Here is an 18087-nt window from a genome sequence, read left to right as displayed (position 1 = left end):
GATCTTGACCTTGCCGGCGGTGGCCGCGTCCACGTCCTTGGCGAACTGCGTGATGTTTTCGGTGTGGTAGTTGGTCGCGGGGTACGCGGTGGGCAGGTCCCACTTGGTCTGCGCGAAGGCTGCGGCGCCCAGGGTGAGGCCGGCCAACGTGGCCAGAAATGCCTTGGCAGAAAACCAATGATCTGGAAATGCCGGCTGCCGCAGTGCTGTCGTTCTTTTCATCTTTCTCGTCCCTGTCTTGTGCGATGTGAAAACGGGTGCGCCCACTGGCACGACTTCTGCAACCGCCGATGCGAGACAGCGGTTGCAGAGGGCGGGTTGCACCTCTCTGTGTGTGTGACGGCTTTATGAAAACATGGCGCCTCGGTGGCTGTCGAACGAGTTTTTGTTGAAAAGTCGATAACAAAAATTCGCGGGACGCCCGGACGCAGGGAAAAACTCATCCATGAACACACGATTCCTCGAGACGCTCGTGATGCTCGACCGGCTCAAGAGCTTTCGCGAGACCGCGCAGATGCTCTGCACCACGCAGGCAGCCGTGTCCAAGCGCATCGAAGCACTGGAAGAAGAGCTGGGCGTGCTACTGGTCGACCGCACGCAGCGCACTCTCCAGCTCACGATCTTCGGACAGCAGGTGGTGCGCCAGGCCGAACAGATGCTCGCGCTCGAAAAGCAGCTGAAGCTCTCGGTCCATCCCGACGCACCCCCGTCCGGGCGGGTACGCATCGGCGTCATCGAGACGGTGGTCCACACCTGGCTCACGCCGCTGATCCACATGCTGAGCGAGCGGTTGCCGGCCATCGAGCCGGATATCACGGTGGACACGGCGCACAACCTGCGCGACCAGTTCCGGCGCCGCAAGTTCGACCTGATGATCCAGAACGACGACATCGCGGACGTGGCGAACGACGGGGAGTCGACCGTCACCTCGCTGTGCCGCTTCCCGATGCTGTGGGTGGCGCGTCCCGCCGTGCTGCCGAAGGCCCGCACCCTGCAGCTGGAAGACCTGGAGCGGGTGCCGGTCCTTACCTTCTCCCGCACCTCGGGGCCGCGCGCGCATGTCAGCGCGCTGTTTGTCGGACGCGCCAGCGAGCCGCGCGTGTGCAGCTTTCCGTCGGTGCAATCGATCATCCAGCTCACGAAGGGCGGCTTCGGCGTGGCGGCGATCCCGCCGATCTTCGTGAGGAAGGAGCTGGCCGAGGGCTACCTCGAGATTCGCGATGGGCCCGCGCTGCCGCCGATGGTGATCACCCTGGCGCATGCGCGTGACACGGCGCCGGCCGTGCACGCAGTCGCCAAGCTCACACGGGGCATCGTGGCCGACTATTGCGTCGAGGCGGGAGAGAAATGGGTGAGCGCGCTGTCGCCCGATCCGCTGCCCTGTTGAGGGCAGCGCCTGCTCAGAAGGTGTGAGTGAATTCGACGTGCCCGAGCAGCCCGCTCAGGCGTGCCCAATCAAGGCGCAAAGCCCAGCCATAGCTCGGGCTATGGCGAGCGTTTGCAACGCCGAGTGGGTGCGCCGGGGTGGGGTGAGCGGGCATGGCGGATTCGTTCACACCTTCTCAGGCGCGGACCGCGATGCCCTCGGCCTGCAGCCGCTCGCGGATGCGGCGCGCGAAGGCCAGCGCATGCGCGCCGTCGCCGTGCAGACACACCGTCTGCGCATTGACCGCCACGGTGCTGCCGTCGATGGCGGTCACGCGGTGGTCGCGCACGAGCGAGAGCGTCTGCGCGATCGACTGCTCCTCGCTCTCGATCAGCGCGCCGGGCTGGCTGCGCGGCACAAGGCTGCCGTCGGGCATGTAGCCGCGGTCGGCGAACACTTCTTCCACGGGCGTGAGGCCGGCGCGGCGCGCGGCATCGATCATGTTGCTGCCCGCGAGGCCGAAGAACTTGAGCGAGGGGTCGAAGCGGCGCACCGCCTCGCACAGCGCATCGGCGAGCTCGGGCTCCTTCACCGCCTGGTTGTAGAGCTGGCCGTGCGCCTTCACGTGCGCAAGCTGCCCGCCCTCGGCCTTGACGATCGCGGCAAGCGCGCCGACCTGGTAGAGCACGTTGGAGACGATCTCGTCGGGCGGCAGGTGCATGGTGCTGCGGCCGAAGTTCTCGCGGTCAGGAAAGCTGGGGTGCGCGCCAATGGCCACGCCGTGTTCGATGGCCCAGCGCACACACTGGCGCATGGTCTTGGCGTCGCCCGCGTGCCAGCCGCAGGCGATGTTGGCGGAGCTCACGAGGCCGAGCAGCGCTTCGTCGCTGCCTGCGCCTTCGCCGAGGTCGGCATTGAGGTCGATGTGCATGGGGAGGTTCCTTCTTCTTCAGCGGGACTGCACCGGCGCGGCCCGCTGGCGGCGTGCTCGCACAGTCTATGCCGCGCCCGGCCAGCCTGCCACGGCAAGCCCTTGTGCCACTTGCGCCAGGTACCGTTGCTGATCAGCCCAGGCGGCGAGCGCCTCCGCCATGTCGACCTGCACCAGACGCAGCTTGCCGTTGAGCGGCGCCTGCGCGAGCTTCCAGAGGTCGGCGCGGATCACCACGCCGATGCGCGGATAGCCGCCTGTCGTCTGCGCATCGCCCATCAGGATGATCGGCTGGCCCGAGGGTGGCACCTGGATCGTGCCGGGGATCACGCCCGAGGAGAGCATGTCCCCCGCGCGCTTGCGCTTGAGTTCGGCGCCCGCGAGCCGGCTGCCCATGCGGTTGCTCTGCGAGGTGATGCGCCAGCGCTCGCCCCAGAGCACCTCGCGCGCGGCCAGCGTGAACTGTTCGAATTCGGGGCCGGGCAGCACGCGCAGGGCGATCGCGCCATCGGCTTCTTCCGGGCCCCAGTCGGGGCCGCGCAGGCCGAAGGGCTTGCGCGCGCGCTGCATGGCATCGAGGCGCGACGGACCGAGCGGCAGCTTGTCGCCCTTGCGCAGCGCACGGCCTTCGTGGCCGCCGAAGCCGGCCTTGAGGTCGGTGCTGCGCGAGCCGAGCACGGGCGCCACGTCGACGCCGCCCGCGACGGCGAGCCAGCTGCGCAAGCCGGCCTTCTTCGCGCCAGACGCGTTCGCTCCCATGAGCTTGAGAACCTGACCCGCCGCCACCGGCACGCTCCAGCAGGGCCAGAGCGGTACGCCGTCGAGCTGCGCGCCGAAGTCGTCGCCGGCGATCGCGATGCGCGTATCGGTTTCGAAACGCAGTTCACAGCCGCCCATCGTGAGTTCGAGCCCCGCAGCGCCGTCGGCATTGCCGACCAGCCGGTTCGCGAGCGTGAGCGCGAGCACATCGAGCGCGCCGCCGGGACAAATGCCCAGCTGGCGATGGCCGTGGCGCCCCAGGTCTTGCACCGAGGCGAGCACACCGGGCTTCTGGACGACGATCATGTCTGCACGCTCTCGACGACGAAACGCACGCGGTCACCCGGGCGCAGCAAAGTGGGCGACTCGGCCGTCGGGTCGAACATCTCGAGCGACGTGCGGCCGATGAGCTGCCAGCCGCCCGGCGACACCAGCGGATAGATGCCGGTCTGCTCGCCGCCGATGCCGACCGAGCGCGCGGGCACCGCGGTGCGCGGCTCCGCGCGGCGGGGCGTGGCGAGTTCGGGGGCAAGGCCGCCCATGAAGGCGAAACCGGGAAGAAAGCCCAGCAGGTAGACCACGTACTCGCCCGCGCTGTGGCGCCGCACCACCTCGGCCGGCGTGAGGCCCGTGTGGGTTGCGACATCGCCCAGGTCCGGGCCGTGCTCGCCGCCGTATGCAACGGGGATTTCGACCAACCGCCCATCGACGGCCTTGGCGGACAACTTCGGCCAGGCTTCGAGCACCTGCGCCGTGAGCGCATCGAGCTCGATCGCCGTGGGGTCGAAGGTCAGTGTGAGGTTGTTCATGCCGGGCAGCACTTCGCCGACGCCGGGCCATTCGCGGGCCTCTGCGGCCAGCGCCCAGATGCGCTGCTGCTGCACCAGCGTGGCGGGTGCCGGCAGCTCGCACAGGAGCGCTGCATCCCCGAGCAGATGCAGGCGGGGTGGCGGCGAACCGCTCATCGCGGTTTATTCACGGCCGAGGCTGCGCACCTTGGCGGCCAGCATGTGCTCGACGTTGGGAGACACGAACTTGTTGACCTCGCCGCCGAGCATGGCGATCTCGCGCACGAAGGTGCTGGAGATGAACTGGTACTTGTCGCTGGGGGTGAGGAACACGGTCTCGACATCGGGCATGAGCGAGCGGTTCATGCCCGCGAGCTGGAACTCGTAGTCGAAGTCGGTCACGGCGCGCAGGCCCCGCACCATGGCCTTGCCGCCGCGCGCCACCACGAAGTCGCGCAGGAGGCCCGAGAAGCTCTCGACGGTGACCTGGTCGCTGTAGGGCTTGACGGCTTCGCGCGCCATGTCCATGCGTTCCTGCAGGGTGAACAGCGCCTTCTTGTGGTGGCCCGCCGCGACAGCGACGATCACCTTGGAGAACAGCTGGGTTGCACGGCGCACCACGTCCTCGTGACCGAGGGTGATGGGATCGAATGTGCCCGGATAAACCGCGATGACGTTGCTGGCCATGGTTGCTTCTTCCTCATGCAGCCGGTGCGGCTTGTTCGGCGGATTATGCAGTCCCCTCCGAGGCCAGCCGCAACAGGTGGGCATGCACGGCGCCAGCCTTCAGATAACGGAAGCCCGCGAGGCCGAAGACGGCCAGTTCCTCGTCGTTCCACTGGCGGGGCGCTTCGAGGTACACGACGCCGCCGGGGCGCAGCGCACGGGCTGCGGCGCGCAGGGCCGGTTCGTAGAGCGCGGTGCTCTCGAAGGGCGGGTCGAGGAAGACCGCGTGCAGGCTCGCGGCCGTGGTGCGCTCGAGCGCCGTGACGCCGTTGCCGCGCTCGATGCGTACGGCCTCGGCCGACAGCTTGGTCTTCGCGGCCTGCAATTGCGCGACCAGCGCTGCGTCCTGCTCGCACAGCAGCACGTTGGCCGCGCCGCGCGAGGCGGCTTCAAGGCCCAGCGCGCCGGTGCCCGCGAAGGCGTCGACGCAATGCCAGCCCGGCAGCTCGCCGCCGCCCGCGCCGGCCAGGCTCGCGAGCCAGTTGAAGAGCGTCTCGCGCACGCGGTCGGGTGTGGGGCGCAGGCCCGGCTTGTCGGCCACCGCGAGGCGGGTGCGCTTCCATTGGCCGCCGATGATGCGGACCTCGCTGGGTCGCACAGGGCGCGCGGGGCGCTTGGCTGCGGGCGGACGGGGAGCTGCGGTGGCTTTCTTCTTCTGGGGCATGCGGCGAGCTTAACGCCGCCGCGCGGCGGCCGATCAGGCGCCGGTCAAGGCGCGCCGCGCCAGCATCGCGGCCAGCACGAGCATGGTGCCGCCGATCAGCGCATCGAGCATCTGCCAGGCGCGCGGACGCGCGAACACTGGTGCGAGCAGCCGCGCGCCGAAGCCGAGCACGGTGAACCACAGCGCGCTCGCCATCGAGGCGCCCACGACGAACCAGACCTTGAGCGAGCCCGCGTACTGCGCGCCCGCGCTGCCCACGAGCAGCACCGTGTCAAGGTAGACATGCGGGTTCAGCAGCGTGAAACCCGCCGCCTGCGCCACCACGGCCGCGCGCGAGAGCGAGACGCCCTGCGCCGTCGTCTGCAATGCGCCGGGCTGGCGCGAACGCCACAGCGCGCGCAGGCCGTAGGCACACAGGAACGCCGCCCCGAGCCCTGCGAGCGCAGTGGCCAGCGTCGGCCGCCCTTGCAGCGCCTGCGCCATGCCGGCGACGCCGGCACCGACCAGCACCGCATCGCCGACCGCGCAGAACAGCACGACCGCACCCACATGCTCGCGCCGCAGGCCCTGGCGCAGCACATAGGCGTTCTGGGCGCCGATGGCGACGATGAGCACCAGGCTCATGAGGAATCCATTGAGGAAGGCGGTGGCGGTGAATTCGGCAGACATGGGTGCGAGCTTGCCGCCCTCGGCGAATTAATTCAAACTAAACCTCCTAACTTGAATTCAGTTTGACTTAATCCACCACGATGCTCGACTACGCCGCTCTCCACGCCCTGGCCGCCGTCGTGCGCGAAGGCAGCTTCGAGCGCGCCGCGCGCGCGCTGAACGTCACGCCCTCGGCCGTCTCGCAGCGCGTGAAGCTGCTCGAGGAGCGCACGGGCGGCGCGCTGCTGGTACGGGGCCAGCCCTGCGTCGCCACGGAAGCGGGCCTGCAGCTGTGCCGGCACGTGGAGCGTGTGGGCATGCTGGAGCACGAACTGCGCGACGCCCTGCCCGCCCTCGGCATGGGCGGCGGCGAGGCCAACGAGCGCGTCACGGTGCGCGTGGCCGTCAACGCCGACAGCCTGGCGACGTGGTTCATGGCCGCGGCCGCGGCCTTCGCCACGCAGGAAGAGGCCGCGCTGCTCGATCTCTCGGTGGACGACCAGGACCACACGGCCGAGCGCCTGCGCAGCGGCGCCGTGCTCGCGGCAGTGACTGCGCTGGCCGAGCCGGTGGCCGGCTGCAACAGCGAGGCGCTGGGCACGATGCACTACGTGGCGGCCGCGAACCCCGACTTCGTGAAGCGGCATTTCGCCAAAGGCGTGGGCGCGCGAACACTGGCGAGCGCGCCCAGCCTGGTGTTCGACCGCAAGGACCGCCTGCAAGCGCGCTGGGTACGTCGCATCTGCCACCGCAACGTCGAGACTCCGCGGCACTGGATTCCATCGCCCAACGCCTTTGTCGAGGCCGCGTGCGCGGGCATGGGCTGGGGCATGCATCCGGCCAGCATGGTGGCCGATGCGATGCGCGAGGGCACGCTGGTGGAGTTGGTGCCCGGCTCGACGCTGCCGGTGCCGCTCTACTGGCAGCAGGCGCGCGCGGCACCGCAGTTGCTCAAGCGGCTCGGCGCGGCGGTGCGTGCGGCCGCGACAAGCGGCCCCCACGCGCTGGCGTAGCGGTTACTTTCCGCCCACCACCACCGTGACCATCCGCGCCGGTTGCAGCTTGCGCGCAAACGCCGCCTTCACTTCGGCCGCCGTGACGGCGTTCATGCGCGTGGTCCAGGTGTCCAGGTAGTCCAGCCGCAGGTCGTTCCAGGCGATGTTCGCGACGTTGCCGATCAGCTTGCGGTTGCTGTCCAGCAGCAGAGGAAAACCGCCGATCAGGTTGTCCTTAGCGGCTTTCAGCTCGCTCTCGGTCGGGCCTTCGGCCACGAATCTGGTGAGCACTTCGCGCGACATCTTCACCGCCTCTTCGGCCTGGTCGGGCCGGGTCTGGAAGCCGACGCGGAACGCGCCCGCATCGAGTCCCGGCGCGAAGCCGCTGTAGATGCTGTAGGTCAGGCCGCGCTTCTCGCGCACCTCGTTGGTCAGGCGCGAGACGAAACCGCCACCGCCCAGCACGTAGTTGCCGAGCGTGAGCGCAAAGTGGTCGGGGTCCTTGCGCGGGTAGCCGGGCTGGCCGATGAAGACGTGGGCCTGGGCCGAGTCGAACGGGATGCGCTCGTCCTTCGGCGCGGCAAGTGCAGCCACCGGCGCGATGACGGGCAGCGGCGCGCAGCTGTCGGCTGCCGGCAGGCGCGACAGCAGCGTGGTCGCGATCGACTCGGCTTCGGTGCGCGTGACCGCGCCCACGATGCTGAGCTTGGCGCGGCACGGCACGATGAGCTGCTGGTAGCGCTCGCGCATGGCGGCGGTGTCGATGCGCGCCAGCGTTTCCTCGGTGACCTCCTGCCCGTACGGATGCACGCCGTAGACAGCCTGCGAGAACGCGCGGCCGGCGATGGTCGCTGGCTTGGTGTTCGACTCCTTGATGGAGGCGTTGATGCGCTCGCGCTCGCGCAGCCAGACGTCGTCGGGGAACGCGGGCTCGCCGAGTTCGCGCGAGGCCAGCGTCACGGCCTTGCCGAGCAGTGCCGGATCGGACAGCGTGCGCAGCGAGTAGCTCATGCGGTCGTTGCCCGCACTCACGTCGAAGCTCGCGCCCAGATCGGCCCAGGCTTCGCCGAGGGCATTCTGGTCGAGCGCAGGTTCGCCGTTCTTGCCGGCACGCACGCCCTTCTCGACCATCGCCGAGGTCGCGCTGGCCAGGCCCGCCTGCGGCGCCGGATCGCGCCGGCTGCCGGCGTCGAAGTCGAGTTGCACGTCGACGATCGGCAGCGCGTTGGTCGACACGAGATAAATCTTGGCGCCGTTCGTGAGCGTCCAGTGCTGGATGGGGAGCGCGGCCTGCGCGCTGCCGAGGCCGAGAACGGCGGTGCCGGCAAACACGGCACGCATCGCCAGTTTCTTGAGAGTGATCATGAGGATTCCAGGTCTTTCAGCGCATCTCGCCCGCGGGTGCCGCGAAGCCGCGGCCGCGAGGCTTTGCTTCGGGCGGCAAGGGACGCAGCGTGGCCACCGTAAGCTGGTCGTCGCCGAAGTACTTGGCAGCCACGGCCTGTACCTGGGCGGCGGTGACAGCCTGCAGCCGGGCAACGATGCGTTCGCTCGCGTCGAGCGGCAGGCCCTGGACCCAGTTGCTGCCCAGTTCGCGCGCCTGTGCCATCACCGAGTCGCGCTTGTAGGTTTCGCTGGCCACCCACTGGGTCTTGACGCGGGCCAGTTCGGCCTCGCCCACGCCGTCCTTCGCGATGCGTGCCACCTGGGCGCGCAGCGCGGCTTCGACCGCCTCGGCGCTCTTGCCCTGGGAGGGCACGCCGTCGAGCACGAAGAGTTGCGGCCCACGGCCGATGAAGCCCGAATAGGCGCCGGCGGAATCGGCCACGCGGTCGGGGCCCTGCGTCAGCGCGCGGTCGAGGCGGGCACCGGCGTAGCCGTCGAGCACCGCCGAGAGCACCACCAGCGCCCACGAATCGCTGTTCGTGTCGTCGATGTTCGCCAGTTGCGGCACGCGGTAGGCGAGCGACACGTAGGCCTGCTCGGCGGGCGCCTTGAATTCGAGGCGGCGGATGCCGCCCTGCGCCGGCTCGATGCGCGGCTTGCGCGTGGGCACGGCACGCGACGGGATGCCGCCGTAGTACTTCTCGGCGAGGGCACGGACCTTGGCGATGTCGACATCGCCGGCCACCACGAGCACCGCGTTGGCGGGCACGTACCAGCGCTTGTGGAACTCGCGGGCATCGTCGGGCGTCATCGCGTCCAGGTCGCTCATCCAGCCGACCACCGGGCGGTGGTAGGGCGAGGCGGTGAAGACGGCCGCGTTCTGCTGTTCGCCGAGCAGCGCGCGCGGCTGGTCTTCGGTGCGCAGGCGCCGCTCTTCCTTGACGACCTCGATCTCGCGCTTGAATTCGTCGTCGGGCCACTGGTTGTTGGCGAAGCGGTCGGATTCGAGCTTCATCACCTGCTCGAGGCTGCCGACCGGAATCTGCTGGTAGTAGCCGGTGTAGTCGCGGGTGGTGAAGGCGTTTTCCTGGCCACCGAGTTGCGCCACGCGGCGCGAGAACTCGCCGGGCTTGATGCTCTTGGTGCCCTTGAACATCATGTGTTCGAGCGCATGTGCGACCCCGGAGGTGCCGTCGACCTCGTCCATGGAGCCGACGCGGACCCAGACCATCTGCACCGCGGTCGGCGCGCGCCGGTCGGGCTGGACGATCAGCGTCATGCCGTTCGCGAGGGTGAATTGCTGGGGGCCCGGTGCGGCCGCGGTGGCGGCGGAAGATGCAGCGGGAGCCGGTATGGACTGGGCCTGCGCAGGCATGGCCCCGGACGCCATCAGCGCCACCGCCAGCACCGCACCAGACGCAGCACTGCGTGGCGAGAGGTGTTTCATAGAATGGGTCGGATTGTAAAAAGCTCCTGATGTTCAGTTTCTTCAAGAAAAAACCGCCTGCCGAAACCCCGGTCGCGCCGGCGCCGACCCCACCCGTCGCCCCGCCCGCCGCCCCCGTTGCCGAGCCCGCCCCCGCGCGCTCGGTGTTTTCGCCTTCGAGCTGGTTTGGCGGGAAGCCCGCAGCCGAGGAGCCGGTGCCTCCACCAGTCGAGACGCCCGTGGTGGTCGTCCCCGCGCCGGCCCCGGTGGCAACGCCGACGCCATCCCCGGCCCCGATCCCCGCGCCCGTGCCAGCACCTGCGCCGGTCGCAGCGTCTGCCCCGGTTCCGCCCCCTGCGCCCGTCCCTGCCCCGAAACCCGTCGCCATCGAAGCGGCGGCAGCCCCCGAGCGCAAAGGCTGGCTCGACAAGCTCAAGACGGGCCTGCGCAAGACCGGCACCGGCATCCAGGCCGTGTTCGTCAACGCGCAGATCGACGATGCGCTGTATGAAGAGCTCGAATCCGCCCTGCTGATGGCCGACACCGGCGTCAAGGCCACCGAATACCTGCTCGACGACCTGAAGGTCCGCGTCAAGCGCCAGATGGCCACCGACGCGGCGCAGGTCAAGGTGCTGCTGGCCGAAGCCATCGCCGACCTGCTGCGCCCGCTCGAGAAACCGCTGGTCATCGGCCAGTTCACGCCCACCGTGATCATGGTGGCCGGCGTCAACGGCGCGGGCAAGACCACCTCCATCGGCAAGCTCACCAAGCACCTGGCCACCGAAGGCGCCTCGGTGCTGCTGGCGGCCGCCGACACCTTCCGGGCGGCGGCGCGCGAGCAGTTGCTGGTCTGGGCCGACCGCAACACGGTCGAGATCGTGAGCAACGAGGGCGGCGACCCGTCGGCCGTGAGCTTCGACGCGGTGAACGCCGGCAAGGCGCGCGGCAAGGACGTGGTGCTGGTCGACACCGCCGGCCGCCTGCCGACGCAACTGCACCTGATGGACGAGCTCAAGAAGATCAAGCGCGTGGTCACCAAGGCCGATGCCACTGCGCCACACGAGGTGCTGCTGGTGATCGACGGCAACACCGGGCAGAACGCGCTCGCACAGGTCAAGGCCTTCGACGAGACGCTCGGCCTCACCGGCCTCATCGTGACCAAGCTCGACGGCACGGCCAAGGGCGGCGTGCTGTGCGCCATTGCACGCGAGCGGCCGATTCCGGTCTACTTCATCGGCGTGGGGGAGAAGCTCGAAGACCTCGAGACATTCAACGCGCGCGAGTTCGCGCAGGCCCTGCTCGGCTGATCTGGGCAGACGCTGGAAAAAAGAAGCGGCCCCCGCTTTCGCCGGGGCCGCTCTTCACTTCTTCTCTTCTCCCTTTCCCCCTGGTTCCCTGATTTTTTGCCTCTGTGCGAGTGTGTGTCTGGTGTGCGGCTGGCTCAGAGGCCGAACAGCGACACCGGCATGCACAGCGGCCCGCTGCTGCAATTGACCGGCGTGAAGTAGAGCGTCTGGATCGAACCGCTGGGCAGCCCCATGCCGCCGACGAGCCCGGCGCCCTTGGCGCCTTCGGTGTTCGCCTGCCGGATGAAGGCCGTGCTGTTGCCCTCGGGCGCGAGGCCGTAGAAGCTGAAGGTGGCCGCCTGCGACAGGTCCTTCGTGTAGATCACGCCCCCGCCATCGGGAAAGACGTACTCGGTGCGATAGCGAAAGCCGCGCGCACCGCGCTCATTGAGCTGGGCCAGGTAAGCATCGTCGCTGCCGGCGAAATCGGCGATCTCGTAGCCGTAGGTGGCATTGGTCGCCGAATTCTTCTCGTAGACCGCGACGGTCGTGCCGCCGGCAATGAACGCGGGACTCACGTTGTAGAAGCCCTCCGCGCCCTGGCTGTTGGTCTGGGCCAGGAAGTCCGCCTTGCTCGTGGCCGATGCCGCGAGCCGGTAGCTGAAGGTGCCGGGCGTGGTGTTGTTCTTGCGGTAGATGTAGAAAATGTCGCCGTTGACGCTGTACGAACCGGCCCACTGGAAGCCCCGTCCGCCCGCCTCGTTCGCCTGGCTCAGGAAGGCAGCGCTGTCGGCAGTGAGCGGCTTGGTCTCATAGCTATAGGTCGCGTCGCCATCGCGCACGTAGCCCTCGACGATCTCGCTGGTGGTCGGGCTGGTCGTGAAGGCAAAGCCGCTCAGAAAACGGAAGCCGCGCGCCCCCTGGGCATTGAGGTTGGCCGCGAAGGCGCTGCTGTCGCCCGCCACGGGCAGCGCTTCATACATGAAGGTGCGGGTGGACGGGATAGGCGCCGGCGCTGGCGGCGGTGGTGCCGGCGGCGGGGGCGCGGGTGGAGGTGGGGGCGGCAACACGAATCCGCCGCCGCCGCCTCCGCCACCGCCGCCACCACCACACGCTGTCAGGGCGAGCGCTGCCGCCACTGCGACGGCCACCGCCGCAAGCTTGAACTTCACTGGGACTTCTCCGTTTTTCGATGATTCAACGCAAGGCGGAAACTGCCCGCCTCCACCGGCCGAAAGCCGGTCGACACCGCGAAGTTACGGGATGGGGTGAACGCTCACCAGTGCCGAAAGTCATGCCAACCGCGCTTTACACGAACGATTGTTCAGCGATTGGCGCCCAACTACTACGAATGTTTTCAGGCGTCGATCGGCGACGGTTCAGCGGCCGGCTTCGTCGCGGTCAGTTCGGCCATCGCCTGGAGCAGCGCGGCGGCCACGACCGGCTTGAACAACACCGGCACCTGCGATTCCCGCACGCGCTGCAGCCGGGCGGGCGACGTCTCGCCGGTGATCAGCAGCAGCGGGGTCTCGGCGCGGCCCTCGCCCGGCCCCTGGCTCAGGCGCAGGCCCGCGTCGAGGCCGTCGACGCCGTCGGCCAGTCGGTAGTCGCACAGCAGCAGATCGAACGGGCGCCCTTCGCCGTGGGCCTTTTGCAGGGCCGCGGCAGCACCGGCCTCGTCGGCCACGGCGAGCGCATCGATCGCGTGCGAGCACAGCAGGCCCACCATGGCCTCTCGGATCTCGAGTTCGTCGTCCAGCAGCAGCACGCGCCCCGGCAGCGGTGGCGCGATCCTGCGCTGCGGCGCCTGCGCTGCTTCCCCCGTATCGGACGGAAAGGAAGGCAGCAGCCCGCCGGCCTGCGCACGGGCGACCGGCAGCACGACGCGAAAGTGCGTGCCGCGCCCTGGGCGCGAATGCATCTGCACCGGATGGCCGAGCAGCCGCGACAGCCGCTGCACGATCGACAGGCCGATGCCCAGGCCGCGGGAGCGGTCACGGCCGGGATTGTTGATCTGATAGAACTCTTCGAAGATGCGGCCTGACTGCTCGGGCGCGATGCCGATGCCGGTGTCGCGCACCTCGACCCACACCGAATCGCCGCGCTCGCGCGCCATCACCGTCACGCCGCCATGGGCGGTGTACTTGAGCGCGTTGTCCATCAGGTTGGACAGCATGCGGTGCAGCAGTTGCGGATCGCTGTGCACCCACAGGCCGCTGGCGCGCACGCGCAGCTGCAGCTGTTTTTGCTCGGCACGCGCCGAGAAGGTGTGGTTGAGCGGCAGGAACAGCGCGTCCAGCTGCACCGGCTGGGGCACCGGGGTGATCACGCCGGCATCGAGCCGCGAGACGTCGAGCATGGTGTCCAGCGACGCGCCGAGCGCATTCACCGCGCGCATCAGGCGTTCGGCATTGCGGCCCTCGGGGCGGTCGCGCAGTTCGTTCTCGAGCGCGGCGCCAAAAAGCGCGATGGCGTGCAGCGGCTGGCGCAGGTCATGGCTGGCGGTGCCGAGGAAGCGGGTTTTCTCTTCGCTGGCGCGCTCGGTGGCGGCGATCTGCTCGCCGAGCCGTGCGGCCAGGGCCTCGTTCTCGAAGCGCAGCATGAGCGACTCGGTCAGGAGCCTGTGCTGGCCGATGCCCGCGCGCAGCGTCAGCAGCAGGTAGGCCGCGCCGGCCGCCGCCAGGAAAAGGTGCAGGCCGTCGCCTTGCCACGCCAGCGCAGTGATCAGGCCCAGCGACATCGGCAGGGTGTAGCCGAAGAGCGCCGACTTCAGCGGCCAGAGCGACTGCGCCGCCCGGGCGCAGCTGCCCACGATCACCGCCATCAGCAGCGAGGTCATCGGCAGGTTGTCGTAGGGCACGATGAGCCAGGGCACCACCGCCGTGATCATGCTGACCAGCGTGACCATGCGGGAGATCTTGCGCGCCCAGTACGCGCTTTCCCGCGCGGGCCGCAACGGGGTCCAGCGCGGTGTGAAGAAGACGTAGAGGTCGGCAATCACCAGGCCGCCGATCCAGAACAACAGACTCAGGTTGTGCAGCTGCGAATAGATGATGCAGCCGAACACCACCACGAACGCCATGTGGGTCAGTGTCGAGACGATGTAGGTGTCGTAGACCGAGGCGACGTGCTCGCGCAGCACCCGCTGGCCGAGGGTGTGGTCGGCGGACGGATCGGACGCCACGCGCGGAGCTTCTCAGTGAAGCGTGCTGATCAACTGGGCGCGCGAGCGCATGCCGAACAGCAACAGGATGGTCGAGACGTGGTTCTTCACCGTGCCCTCGCTCAGGTTCGCGAGCTGGGCGATTTCCTTGTTGGCCTTGCCCTCGAGCACCCACTGCAGCACCTGCATCTGGCGCGGCGTGAGCTCCTGCCATGCGCTGGCGTGGGCGAACTCGGCGTAGCCCGTGAGCGCCTTCGGCACGGCCGGCGGCGGGTTGTCGGCGGCGTCGGGGTCGAGCAGGCCGCAGGCGCGGATGAAGCTCACCACCTCTTTCAGATCGGCCGACTTGGGCAGAAAGGCGCTGGCCCCCAGGGCGAGCACGCCCTGCGCGAGCGAACTGTTGCCCGTGCCGGACAGCACCACGATGCGCGCCGCCGGAAAGCGCAGCCGGAATTCGGCCAGGCCGCTCAGTCCGTGGGTGTCAGGCAGCGCCAGGTCGAGCAGCACGAGCCCGATGGAGGACTGATGGGCTTCATACAGCGCGAGGGCATCGGTGACATTGCCGGCCTCGAAGACCTCGATGCGCGCGCCCGAAGAGCTGGCCTGCGCCTGTACCAGCGCGCAGACCCCCAGGCGGAGCAGATCGTGGTCGTCCACGACCAGGATCGCGGTCTGGGCGCGAACTGGAAGATCCGCCCCCGCGGTCTCGGGCGGAGGCGTGGGAGAAGAATCGAAGGGAGCCACGCGTTTGATCTTAGCGGGGCAAAGGGCCAGCAACAGTGCCCTAAGTCATGACACGGCCCGCCCTTCGGGCCGGAATTGCTACTTTTTCAGTAGCATCTGCCGCACTTGCCATCAATGGTCGCGGTGGGCACCATCGAAGTCTCGCCGCATCGAACGGCGCTTTTGGAGACTCATCATGATGCACACCGCTGCCGCCCCGCTGACATCGAGCGATCGCAAGGTCGATCGACTGCTCGCGCACTACGAGGAAAGCCACCGCAATCCGACCAACGAGCTGATCCACTTCGTGGCCATCCCCGCGATCATGCTGAGCATCGTCGGGCTGCTTTTCGCAATTCATCCGTGGGTGGCCTACGTTTTCGTGGCCGCGAGCCTCGTCTACTACGCGCTGCTGCGCGCACCGGCCTTCCTGCTGACGATGCTCGTGCTGACCGCGCTCGCCCTGGCGCTGGTGCACGCGATGGGCGGGCTTGTTTTGCCGGTTTCGGCCGCCATCTTCGTGGTGGCCTGGATATTTCAGTTCGTGGGCCACAAGATCGAAGGCAAGAAACCTTCGTTCTTCGAAGACATCCAATATCTCTGGGTCGGCCCGCTGTTCGTTTTGTCGAAGCTGTTCCAGAAGATGGGGGTTCGCTGGTAGTAGCCTTTGGCTATCAAAGCGATAGGAACTCAAGGGAACCCTTGGTTTAGCACTCCCTCTAACCGAGTGCTAATATGGCCAACACTAAGGAGTTTCCCCTGATGACAACGCTGTCTGGAGTCTCTGCCAACCAGCTGGCCGTCGCCAATCCATGGTCGATGGTCCCCCCGCTGGGCAACCTGGATGCCTACATTTCGGCCGCCAACCGCCTGCCGCTGCTCACGCTCGAAGAAGAGCAGGGCTTCGCTCGCAAGCTGCGCGACCAGAACGACCTCGACGCCGCGGGCGCGCTGATCCTGTCGCACCTGCGCCTCGTGGTTTCCATTTCCCGCCAATACCTGGGCTACGGGCTGCCGCACGGCGACCTGATCCAGGAAGGCAACGTCGGCCTCATGAAGGCCGTGAAGCGCTTCGATCCCGACCAGGGCGTTCGGCTGGTGAGCTACGCCATGCACTGGATCAAGGCCGAGATTCACGAGTACATCCTGAAGAACTGGCGCATGGTCAAGGTCGCGACGACCAAGGCCCAACGCAAGCTGTTCTTCAACCTGCGCTCGATGAAGCAGAGCTTCAAGGCCGACTCGGCCGCGGCCGACAACGGCACGCACCGCGAAACGCTGAGCCCCGACGAGGTGTCTCAGATGGCGACCCGGCTCAACGTCAAGCCCGAAGAAGTGCTTGAAATGGAAACCCGCCTGTCGGGTGGCGATGTGCTGCTCGATCCGGGTCCGTCCGATGACGGCGACGAAGCCTTCGGCCCTATCGCCTACCTGGCCGACGCCACGCAGGAACCGACGGCCCTGCTCGAATCGCAGCAGCGCGACCGCCTGTCGAGCGACGGCATCGCGACCGCGCTCGAAGCGCTGGACGACCGCAGCCGCCGCATCGTGGAAGAGCGCTGGCTCAAGGTCAACGACGACGGCTCGGGCGGCATGACGCTGCACGACCTGGCTGCGGTGTACGGCGTGAGCGCCGAGCGCATCCGCCAGATCGAAGTCGCTGCGATGAAGAAGATGAAGAAGGCTCTGGCGGACTACGCGTAAAGCTGTCTCCATCCAGAAAAAAACCCGGCTCTGCCGGGTTTTTTCATGGGCCTTTGGAGAGCGTCCGCAACGCCCGTTTCGCGATGTACCGCGTCGCGTCGGTGTTCGATTCCGCGACCCAGCGCTTGCACAATTTCTCGACCCATTCCCCTTGCGTCTTGCTCGCGTCGTTGAGCCAGTTCGCGACCGAGTTCTGCACATACCGGCTGCCGTCCGCCCGCAGCGGCTCGATCAGCGGCAATGCACGCCAGGGCTCGGCCTTGAGCGCCTCGATCTGCGCGCACCACACACCGCGCGGCCGCGTGAGTTCGCTGGCGAAGCGGCGGATATTCGAGTCGGCATCGAACACCCACGACTGCAGCAGCGCGAGCGCTTCGTCCAGCGAAGCGATGACCGCGTCGCGAACCGCCATCCAGGCGATCTCGCGCACACCGAAATGCGGATCAGCAGCAAAGCGGCGCACCGCCTCGAGTTGTGCCGGCAAGGGCAACCCGGAGAGCGTGACCCACTGCGCCGCCCAGCAGCGCGCCACATCGCTCGCATGCGTGGCCAGCCGGTGCGCGACGGCATCGCGCTCGGCGTGAAGCGCCGTCAGGTCGTAGAGCGCGCGGGCGATGTGGGTGTGGCGCTGCATCGGCTTGAAGGCGCCGAGCATGGCGATGGTGTCGACCAACCGTTCGCTTGTCGCATCGAGCCCGACATGCCCCGCCACACTGCGCGCCAGTTGCGGCAGCTCGAGCGCCATGAACTCGTTGAGGTTGACGGTTTCGAGCAGCCCGTCGTTGAGGGCACGCAGCACCTCGGGCGGAATGAGCGCGATGCGGAAGGCGCCCTTGCGCGCTTTCAGGTGATCGACCGCCGCGACGGCTACGGCAGCGTCCATCGGCCGTCCCTTCCTTCTCAAGAACCGAGCAGCGTCTTCAGGTCCGACACCATCGACGGCACGCCCGCGCCGTAACGCGCATAAAGCCGCAGCCGGCCCTGCGGGTCGTAAATGAAGCTCGCGGCCGAGTGGTCCATCGAATAGCTGGTGGGCGTCTTGCCGTCGACCTTCTTGTAGTAGACCTTGAAGTCCTTGGCGGTCGCGGTGAGCTCGTCGAGCGTCGGGATCAGCGCGACGAAGTTCGGGTCGAACGCACCCATGTAGGCCTTCATCACCTCGGGCGTGTCGCGCGCCGGATCGACGGTGACGAACAGCACCTGCAGCTTGTCGCCATCCTTGCCCAGTTGCTGCTTGACCTGCGCCATCTCGGTCATCGTGGTCGGGCAGACGTCGGGGCACTGCGCGTAGCCGAAGAACAGCACGACCGCCTTGCCCTTGAAGTCGGCCATGGTACGGACCTTGCCGTCGGCGTCCTTCAGCGAGAAGTCCTTGGCGTAGTCGGCGCCGGTGATGTCGACCGCATTGAAGCTCTGCTTCGTCTCGCTGCAGGCCGACAGCCCCACGCCCAGAGCCGCCACGGCCATGCTGCCGGCGATCAGTTGGAGAGCGTTGCGCTTGTTCATGGGACGAGTAGGGTTC

The 18087-nt window shown here is 68.1% G+C and carries 18 protein-coding genes and 1 pseudogene; 5 read left to right on the top strand and 14 right to left on the bottom strand.

The annotated features are described in order from the left end of the window. A pseudogene (locus ACSFA7_RS32045) lies at positions 1 to 222 on the bottom strand (hypothetical protein); the annotation flags it as partial. Positions 223 to 445: 223 nt separating this feature from the next. Between ACSFA7_RS32045 and ACSFA7_RS32040 the strand changes: the two are divergent. Beyond that, the gene (locus ACSFA7_RS32040) at positions 446 to 1387 is read left to right on the top strand and encodes a LysR family transcriptional regulator (RefSeq protein ID WP_435503088.1); all 942 of its coding nucleotides are present in this window, start codon (positions 446 to 448) and stop codon (positions 1385 to 1387) included. 175 nt (positions 1388 to 1562) lie between these two features. Here ACSFA7_RS32040 and pxpA read toward each other — a convergent pair whose 3' ends face one another. The 6 genes from pxpA to ACSFA7_RS32010 all read right to left on the bottom strand — a co-directional run bounded on the left by pxpA (position 1563) and on the right by ACSFA7_RS32010 (position 5903). Further along, positions 1563 to 2297 (bottom strand): 5-oxoprolinase subunit PxpA, encoded by a 735-nt coding sequence (gene pxpA, locus ACSFA7_RS32035; protein ID WP_206175318.1) that lies wholly within the window; start codon positions 2295 to 2297, stop codon positions 1563 to 1565. Between the two features lie 66 nt (positions 2298 to 2363). Continuing rightward, positions 2364 to 3362, bottom strand: coding sequence for a 5-oxoprolinase subunit C family protein (locus ACSFA7_RS32030; RefSeq protein ID WP_435503087.1), 999 nt, complete (start codon positions 3360 to 3362; stop codon positions 2364 to 2366). Further along, positions 3359 to 4021, bottom strand: a complete 663-nt coding sequence (pxpB, locus tag ACSFA7_RS32025) for a 5-oxoprolinase subunit PxpB (protein ID WP_435503086.1) — start codon at positions 4019 to 4021, stop codon at positions 3359 to 3361. The genes ACSFA7_RS32030 and pxpB overlap by 4 nt, the downstream gene beginning before the upstream one ends. Positions 4022 to 4027: 6 nt before the next feature. Continuing rightward, positions 4028 to 4531 (bottom strand): pantetheine-phosphate adenylyltransferase, encoded by a 504-nt coding sequence (gene coaD, locus ACSFA7_RS32020; RefSeq protein ID WP_042582798.1) that lies wholly within the window; start codon positions 4529 to 4531, stop codon positions 4028 to 4030. A 43-nt stretch (positions 4532 to 4574) separates the two neighbouring features. After that, positions 4575 to 5234, bottom strand: a complete 660-nt coding sequence (locus ACSFA7_RS32015; protein WP_435503085.1) for an RsmD family RNA methyltransferase — start codon at positions 5232 to 5234, stop codon at positions 4575 to 4577. Positions 5235 to 5267: 33 nt separating this feature from the next. Continuing rightward, positions 5268 to 5903: a LysE/ArgO family amino acid transporter gene (locus ACSFA7_RS32010; protein ID WP_435503084.1), complete on the bottom strand. Its 636-nt coding sequence runs from the start codon at positions 5901 to 5903 to the stop codon at positions 5268 to 5270. Positions 5904 to 5983: 80 nt separating this feature from the next. Between ACSFA7_RS32010 and ACSFA7_RS32005 the strand changes: the two genes are divergently transcribed. Next, positions 5984 to 6895: a LysR family transcriptional regulator ArgP gene (locus ACSFA7_RS32005; protein WP_435503083.1), complete on the top strand. Its 912-nt coding sequence runs from the start codon at positions 5984 to 5986 to the stop codon at positions 6893 to 6895. A gap of 3 nt (positions 6896 to 6898) precedes the next feature. Here ACSFA7_RS32005 and ACSFA7_RS32000 read toward each other — a convergent pair whose 3' ends face one another. Next, positions 6899 to 8242 carry a M16 family metallopeptidase gene (locus ACSFA7_RS32000; RefSeq protein WP_435503082.1) on the bottom strand — a complete coding sequence of 448 codons (1344 nt, stop codon included), beginning with the start codon at positions 8240 to 8242 and terminating at the stop codon, positions 6899 to 6901. A gap of 16 nt (positions 8243 to 8258) precedes the next feature. Continuing rightward, entirely contained in the window at positions 8259 to 9710 is a 1452-nt protein-coding gene (locus ACSFA7_RS31995) for a M16 family metallopeptidase (protein ID WP_435503081.1), read from the bottom strand. A gap of 29 nt (positions 9711 to 9739) precedes the next feature. Between ACSFA7_RS31995 and ftsY the strand changes: the two genes are divergently transcribed. Beyond that, positions 9740 to 10996 carry a signal recognition particle-docking protein FtsY gene (gene ftsY / locus ACSFA7_RS31990; protein ID WP_435503080.1) on the top strand — a complete coding sequence of 419 codons (1257 nt, stop codon included), beginning with the start codon at positions 9740 to 9742 and terminating at the stop codon, positions 10994 to 10996. A 134-nt stretch (positions 10997 to 11130) separates the two neighbouring features. Here ftsY and ACSFA7_RS31985 read toward each other — a convergent pair whose 3' ends face one another. From ACSFA7_RS31985 to ACSFA7_RS31975, 3 genes are all read right to left on the bottom strand, one after another. After that, positions 11131 to 12147, bottom strand: a complete 1017-nt coding sequence (locus ACSFA7_RS31985) for a hypothetical protein (RefSeq protein WP_435503079.1) — start codon at positions 12145 to 12147, stop codon at positions 11131 to 11133. Between the two features lie 185 nt (positions 12148 to 12332). After that, entirely contained in the window at positions 12333 to 14159 is a 1827-nt protein-coding gene (locus ACSFA7_RS31980) for an ATP-binding response regulator (RefSeq protein ID WP_435503078.1), read from the bottom strand. A gap of 12 nt (positions 14160 to 14171) precedes the next feature. Further along, the gene (locus tag ACSFA7_RS31975; RefSeq protein ID WP_435503077.1) at positions 14172 to 14882 is read right to left on the bottom strand and encodes a response regulator transcription factor; all 711 of its coding nucleotides are present in this window, start codon (positions 14880 to 14882) and stop codon (positions 14172 to 14174) included. A 175-nt stretch (positions 14883 to 15057) separates the two neighbouring features. On the opposite strand from ACSFA7_RS31975, the gene ACSFA7_RS31970 reads away from it, so the two are divergent. Next, positions 15058 to 15522, top strand: a complete 465-nt coding sequence (locus tag ACSFA7_RS31970; RefSeq protein WP_435503076.1) for an Mpo1 family 2-hydroxy fatty acid dioxygenase — start codon at positions 15058 to 15060, stop codon at positions 15520 to 15522. Between the two features lie 101 nt (positions 15523 to 15623). Next, positions 15624 to 16565 carry an RNA polymerase sigma factor RpoH gene (gene rpoH / locus ACSFA7_RS31965; protein WP_435503075.1) on the top strand — a complete coding sequence of 314 codons (942 nt, stop codon included), beginning with the start codon at positions 15624 to 15626 and terminating at the stop codon, positions 16563 to 16565. 43 nt (positions 16566 to 16608) lie between these two features. Here the strand turns inward: rpoH and ACSFA7_RS31960 are convergent, their stop codons facing one another. Together ACSFA7_RS31960 and ACSFA7_RS31955 are read right to left on the bottom strand one after the other, a co-directional pair. Beyond that, positions 16609 to 17448 carry a DNA alkylation repair protein gene (locus tag ACSFA7_RS31960; RefSeq protein WP_435503074.1) on the bottom strand — a complete coding sequence of 280 codons (840 nt, stop codon included), beginning with the start codon at positions 17446 to 17448 and terminating at the stop codon, positions 16609 to 16611. A gap of 17 nt (positions 17449 to 17465) precedes the next feature. Then, on the bottom strand, positions 17466 to 18071 hold the full coding sequence (locus ACSFA7_RS31955) for an SCO family protein (protein ID WP_435503073.1): 606 nt from the start codon (positions 18069 to 18071) through the stop codon (positions 17466 to 17468). Between the last annotated feature and the right edge of the window lie 16 nt (positions 18072 to 18087).

Origin of the sequence: Variovorax trehalosi, assembly GCF_051216415.1 — a bacterium.
In the GTDB taxonomy this organism is placed as follows: Bacteria; Pseudomonadota; Gammaproteobacteria; order Burkholderiales; family Burkholderiaceae_C; genus Variovorax.
The sequence above is the reverse complement of the archived record's forward strand: the minus strand, read 5'-3'. Positions and strand labels throughout refer to the sequence as shown.

Bases quoted from the DNA above. Each gene is read 5' to 3' on its own strand.
- ACSFA7_RS32030 (WP_435503087.1), bottom strand. From the start codon at position 3,362: ATGATCGTCGTCCAGAAGCCCGGTGTGCTCGCCTCGGTGCAAGACCTG.
- ACSFA7_RS31955 (WP_435503073.1), bottom strand. From the start codon at position 18,071: ATGAACAAGCGCAACGCTCTCCAACTGATCGCCGGCAGCATGGCCGTG.
- ACSFA7_RS32010 (WP_435503084.1), bottom strand. From the start codon at position 5,903: ATGTCTGCCGAATTCACCGCCACCGCCTTCCTCAATGGATTCCTCATG.
- ACSFA7_RS32005 (WP_435503083.1), top strand. From the start codon at position 5,984: ATGCTCGACTACGCCGCTCTCCACGCCCTGGCCGCCGTCGTGCGCGAA.
- pxpB (WP_435503086.1), bottom strand. From the start codon at position 4,021: ATGAGCGGTTCGCCGCCACCCCGCCTGCATCTGCTCGGGGATGCAGCG.
- ACSFA7_RS32015 (WP_435503085.1), bottom strand. From the start codon at position 5,234: ATGCCCCAGAAGAAGAAAGCCACCGCAGCTCCCCGTCCGCCCGCAGCC.
- ACSFA7_RS31970 (WP_435503076.1), top strand. From the start codon at position 15,058: ATGATGCACACCGCTGCCGCCCCGCTGACATCGAGCGATCGCAAGGTC.
- pxpA (WP_206175318.1), bottom strand. From the start codon at position 2,297: ATGCACATCGACCTCAATGCCGACCTCGGCGAAGGCGCAGGCAGCGAC.
- ACSFA7_RS32000 (WP_435503082.1), bottom strand. From the start codon at position 8,242: ATGATCACTCTCAAGAAACTGGCGATGCGTGCCGTGTTTGCCGGCACC.
- rpoH (WP_435503075.1), top strand. From the start codon at position 15,624: ATGACAACGCTGTCTGGAGTCTCTGCCAACCAGCTGGCCGTCGCCAAT.
- ACSFA7_RS32040 (WP_435503088.1), top strand. From the start codon at position 446: ATGAACACACGATTCCTCGAGACGCTCGTGATGCTCGACCGGCTCAAG.
- coaD (WP_042582798.1), bottom strand. From the start codon at position 4,531: ATGGCCAGCAACGTCATCGCGGTTTATCCGGGCACATTCGATCCCATC.
- ACSFA7_RS31960 (WP_435503074.1), bottom strand. From the start codon at position 17,448: ATGGACGCTGCCGTAGCCGTCGCGGCGGTCGATCACCTGAAAGCGCGC.
- ftsY (WP_435503080.1), top strand. From the start codon at position 9,740: ATGTTCAGTTTCTTCAAGAAAAAACCGCCTGCCGAAACCCCGGTCGCG.
- ACSFA7_RS31995 (WP_435503081.1), bottom strand. From the start codon at position 9,710: ATGAAACACCTCTCGCCACGCAGTGCTGCGTCTGGTGCGGTGCTGGCG.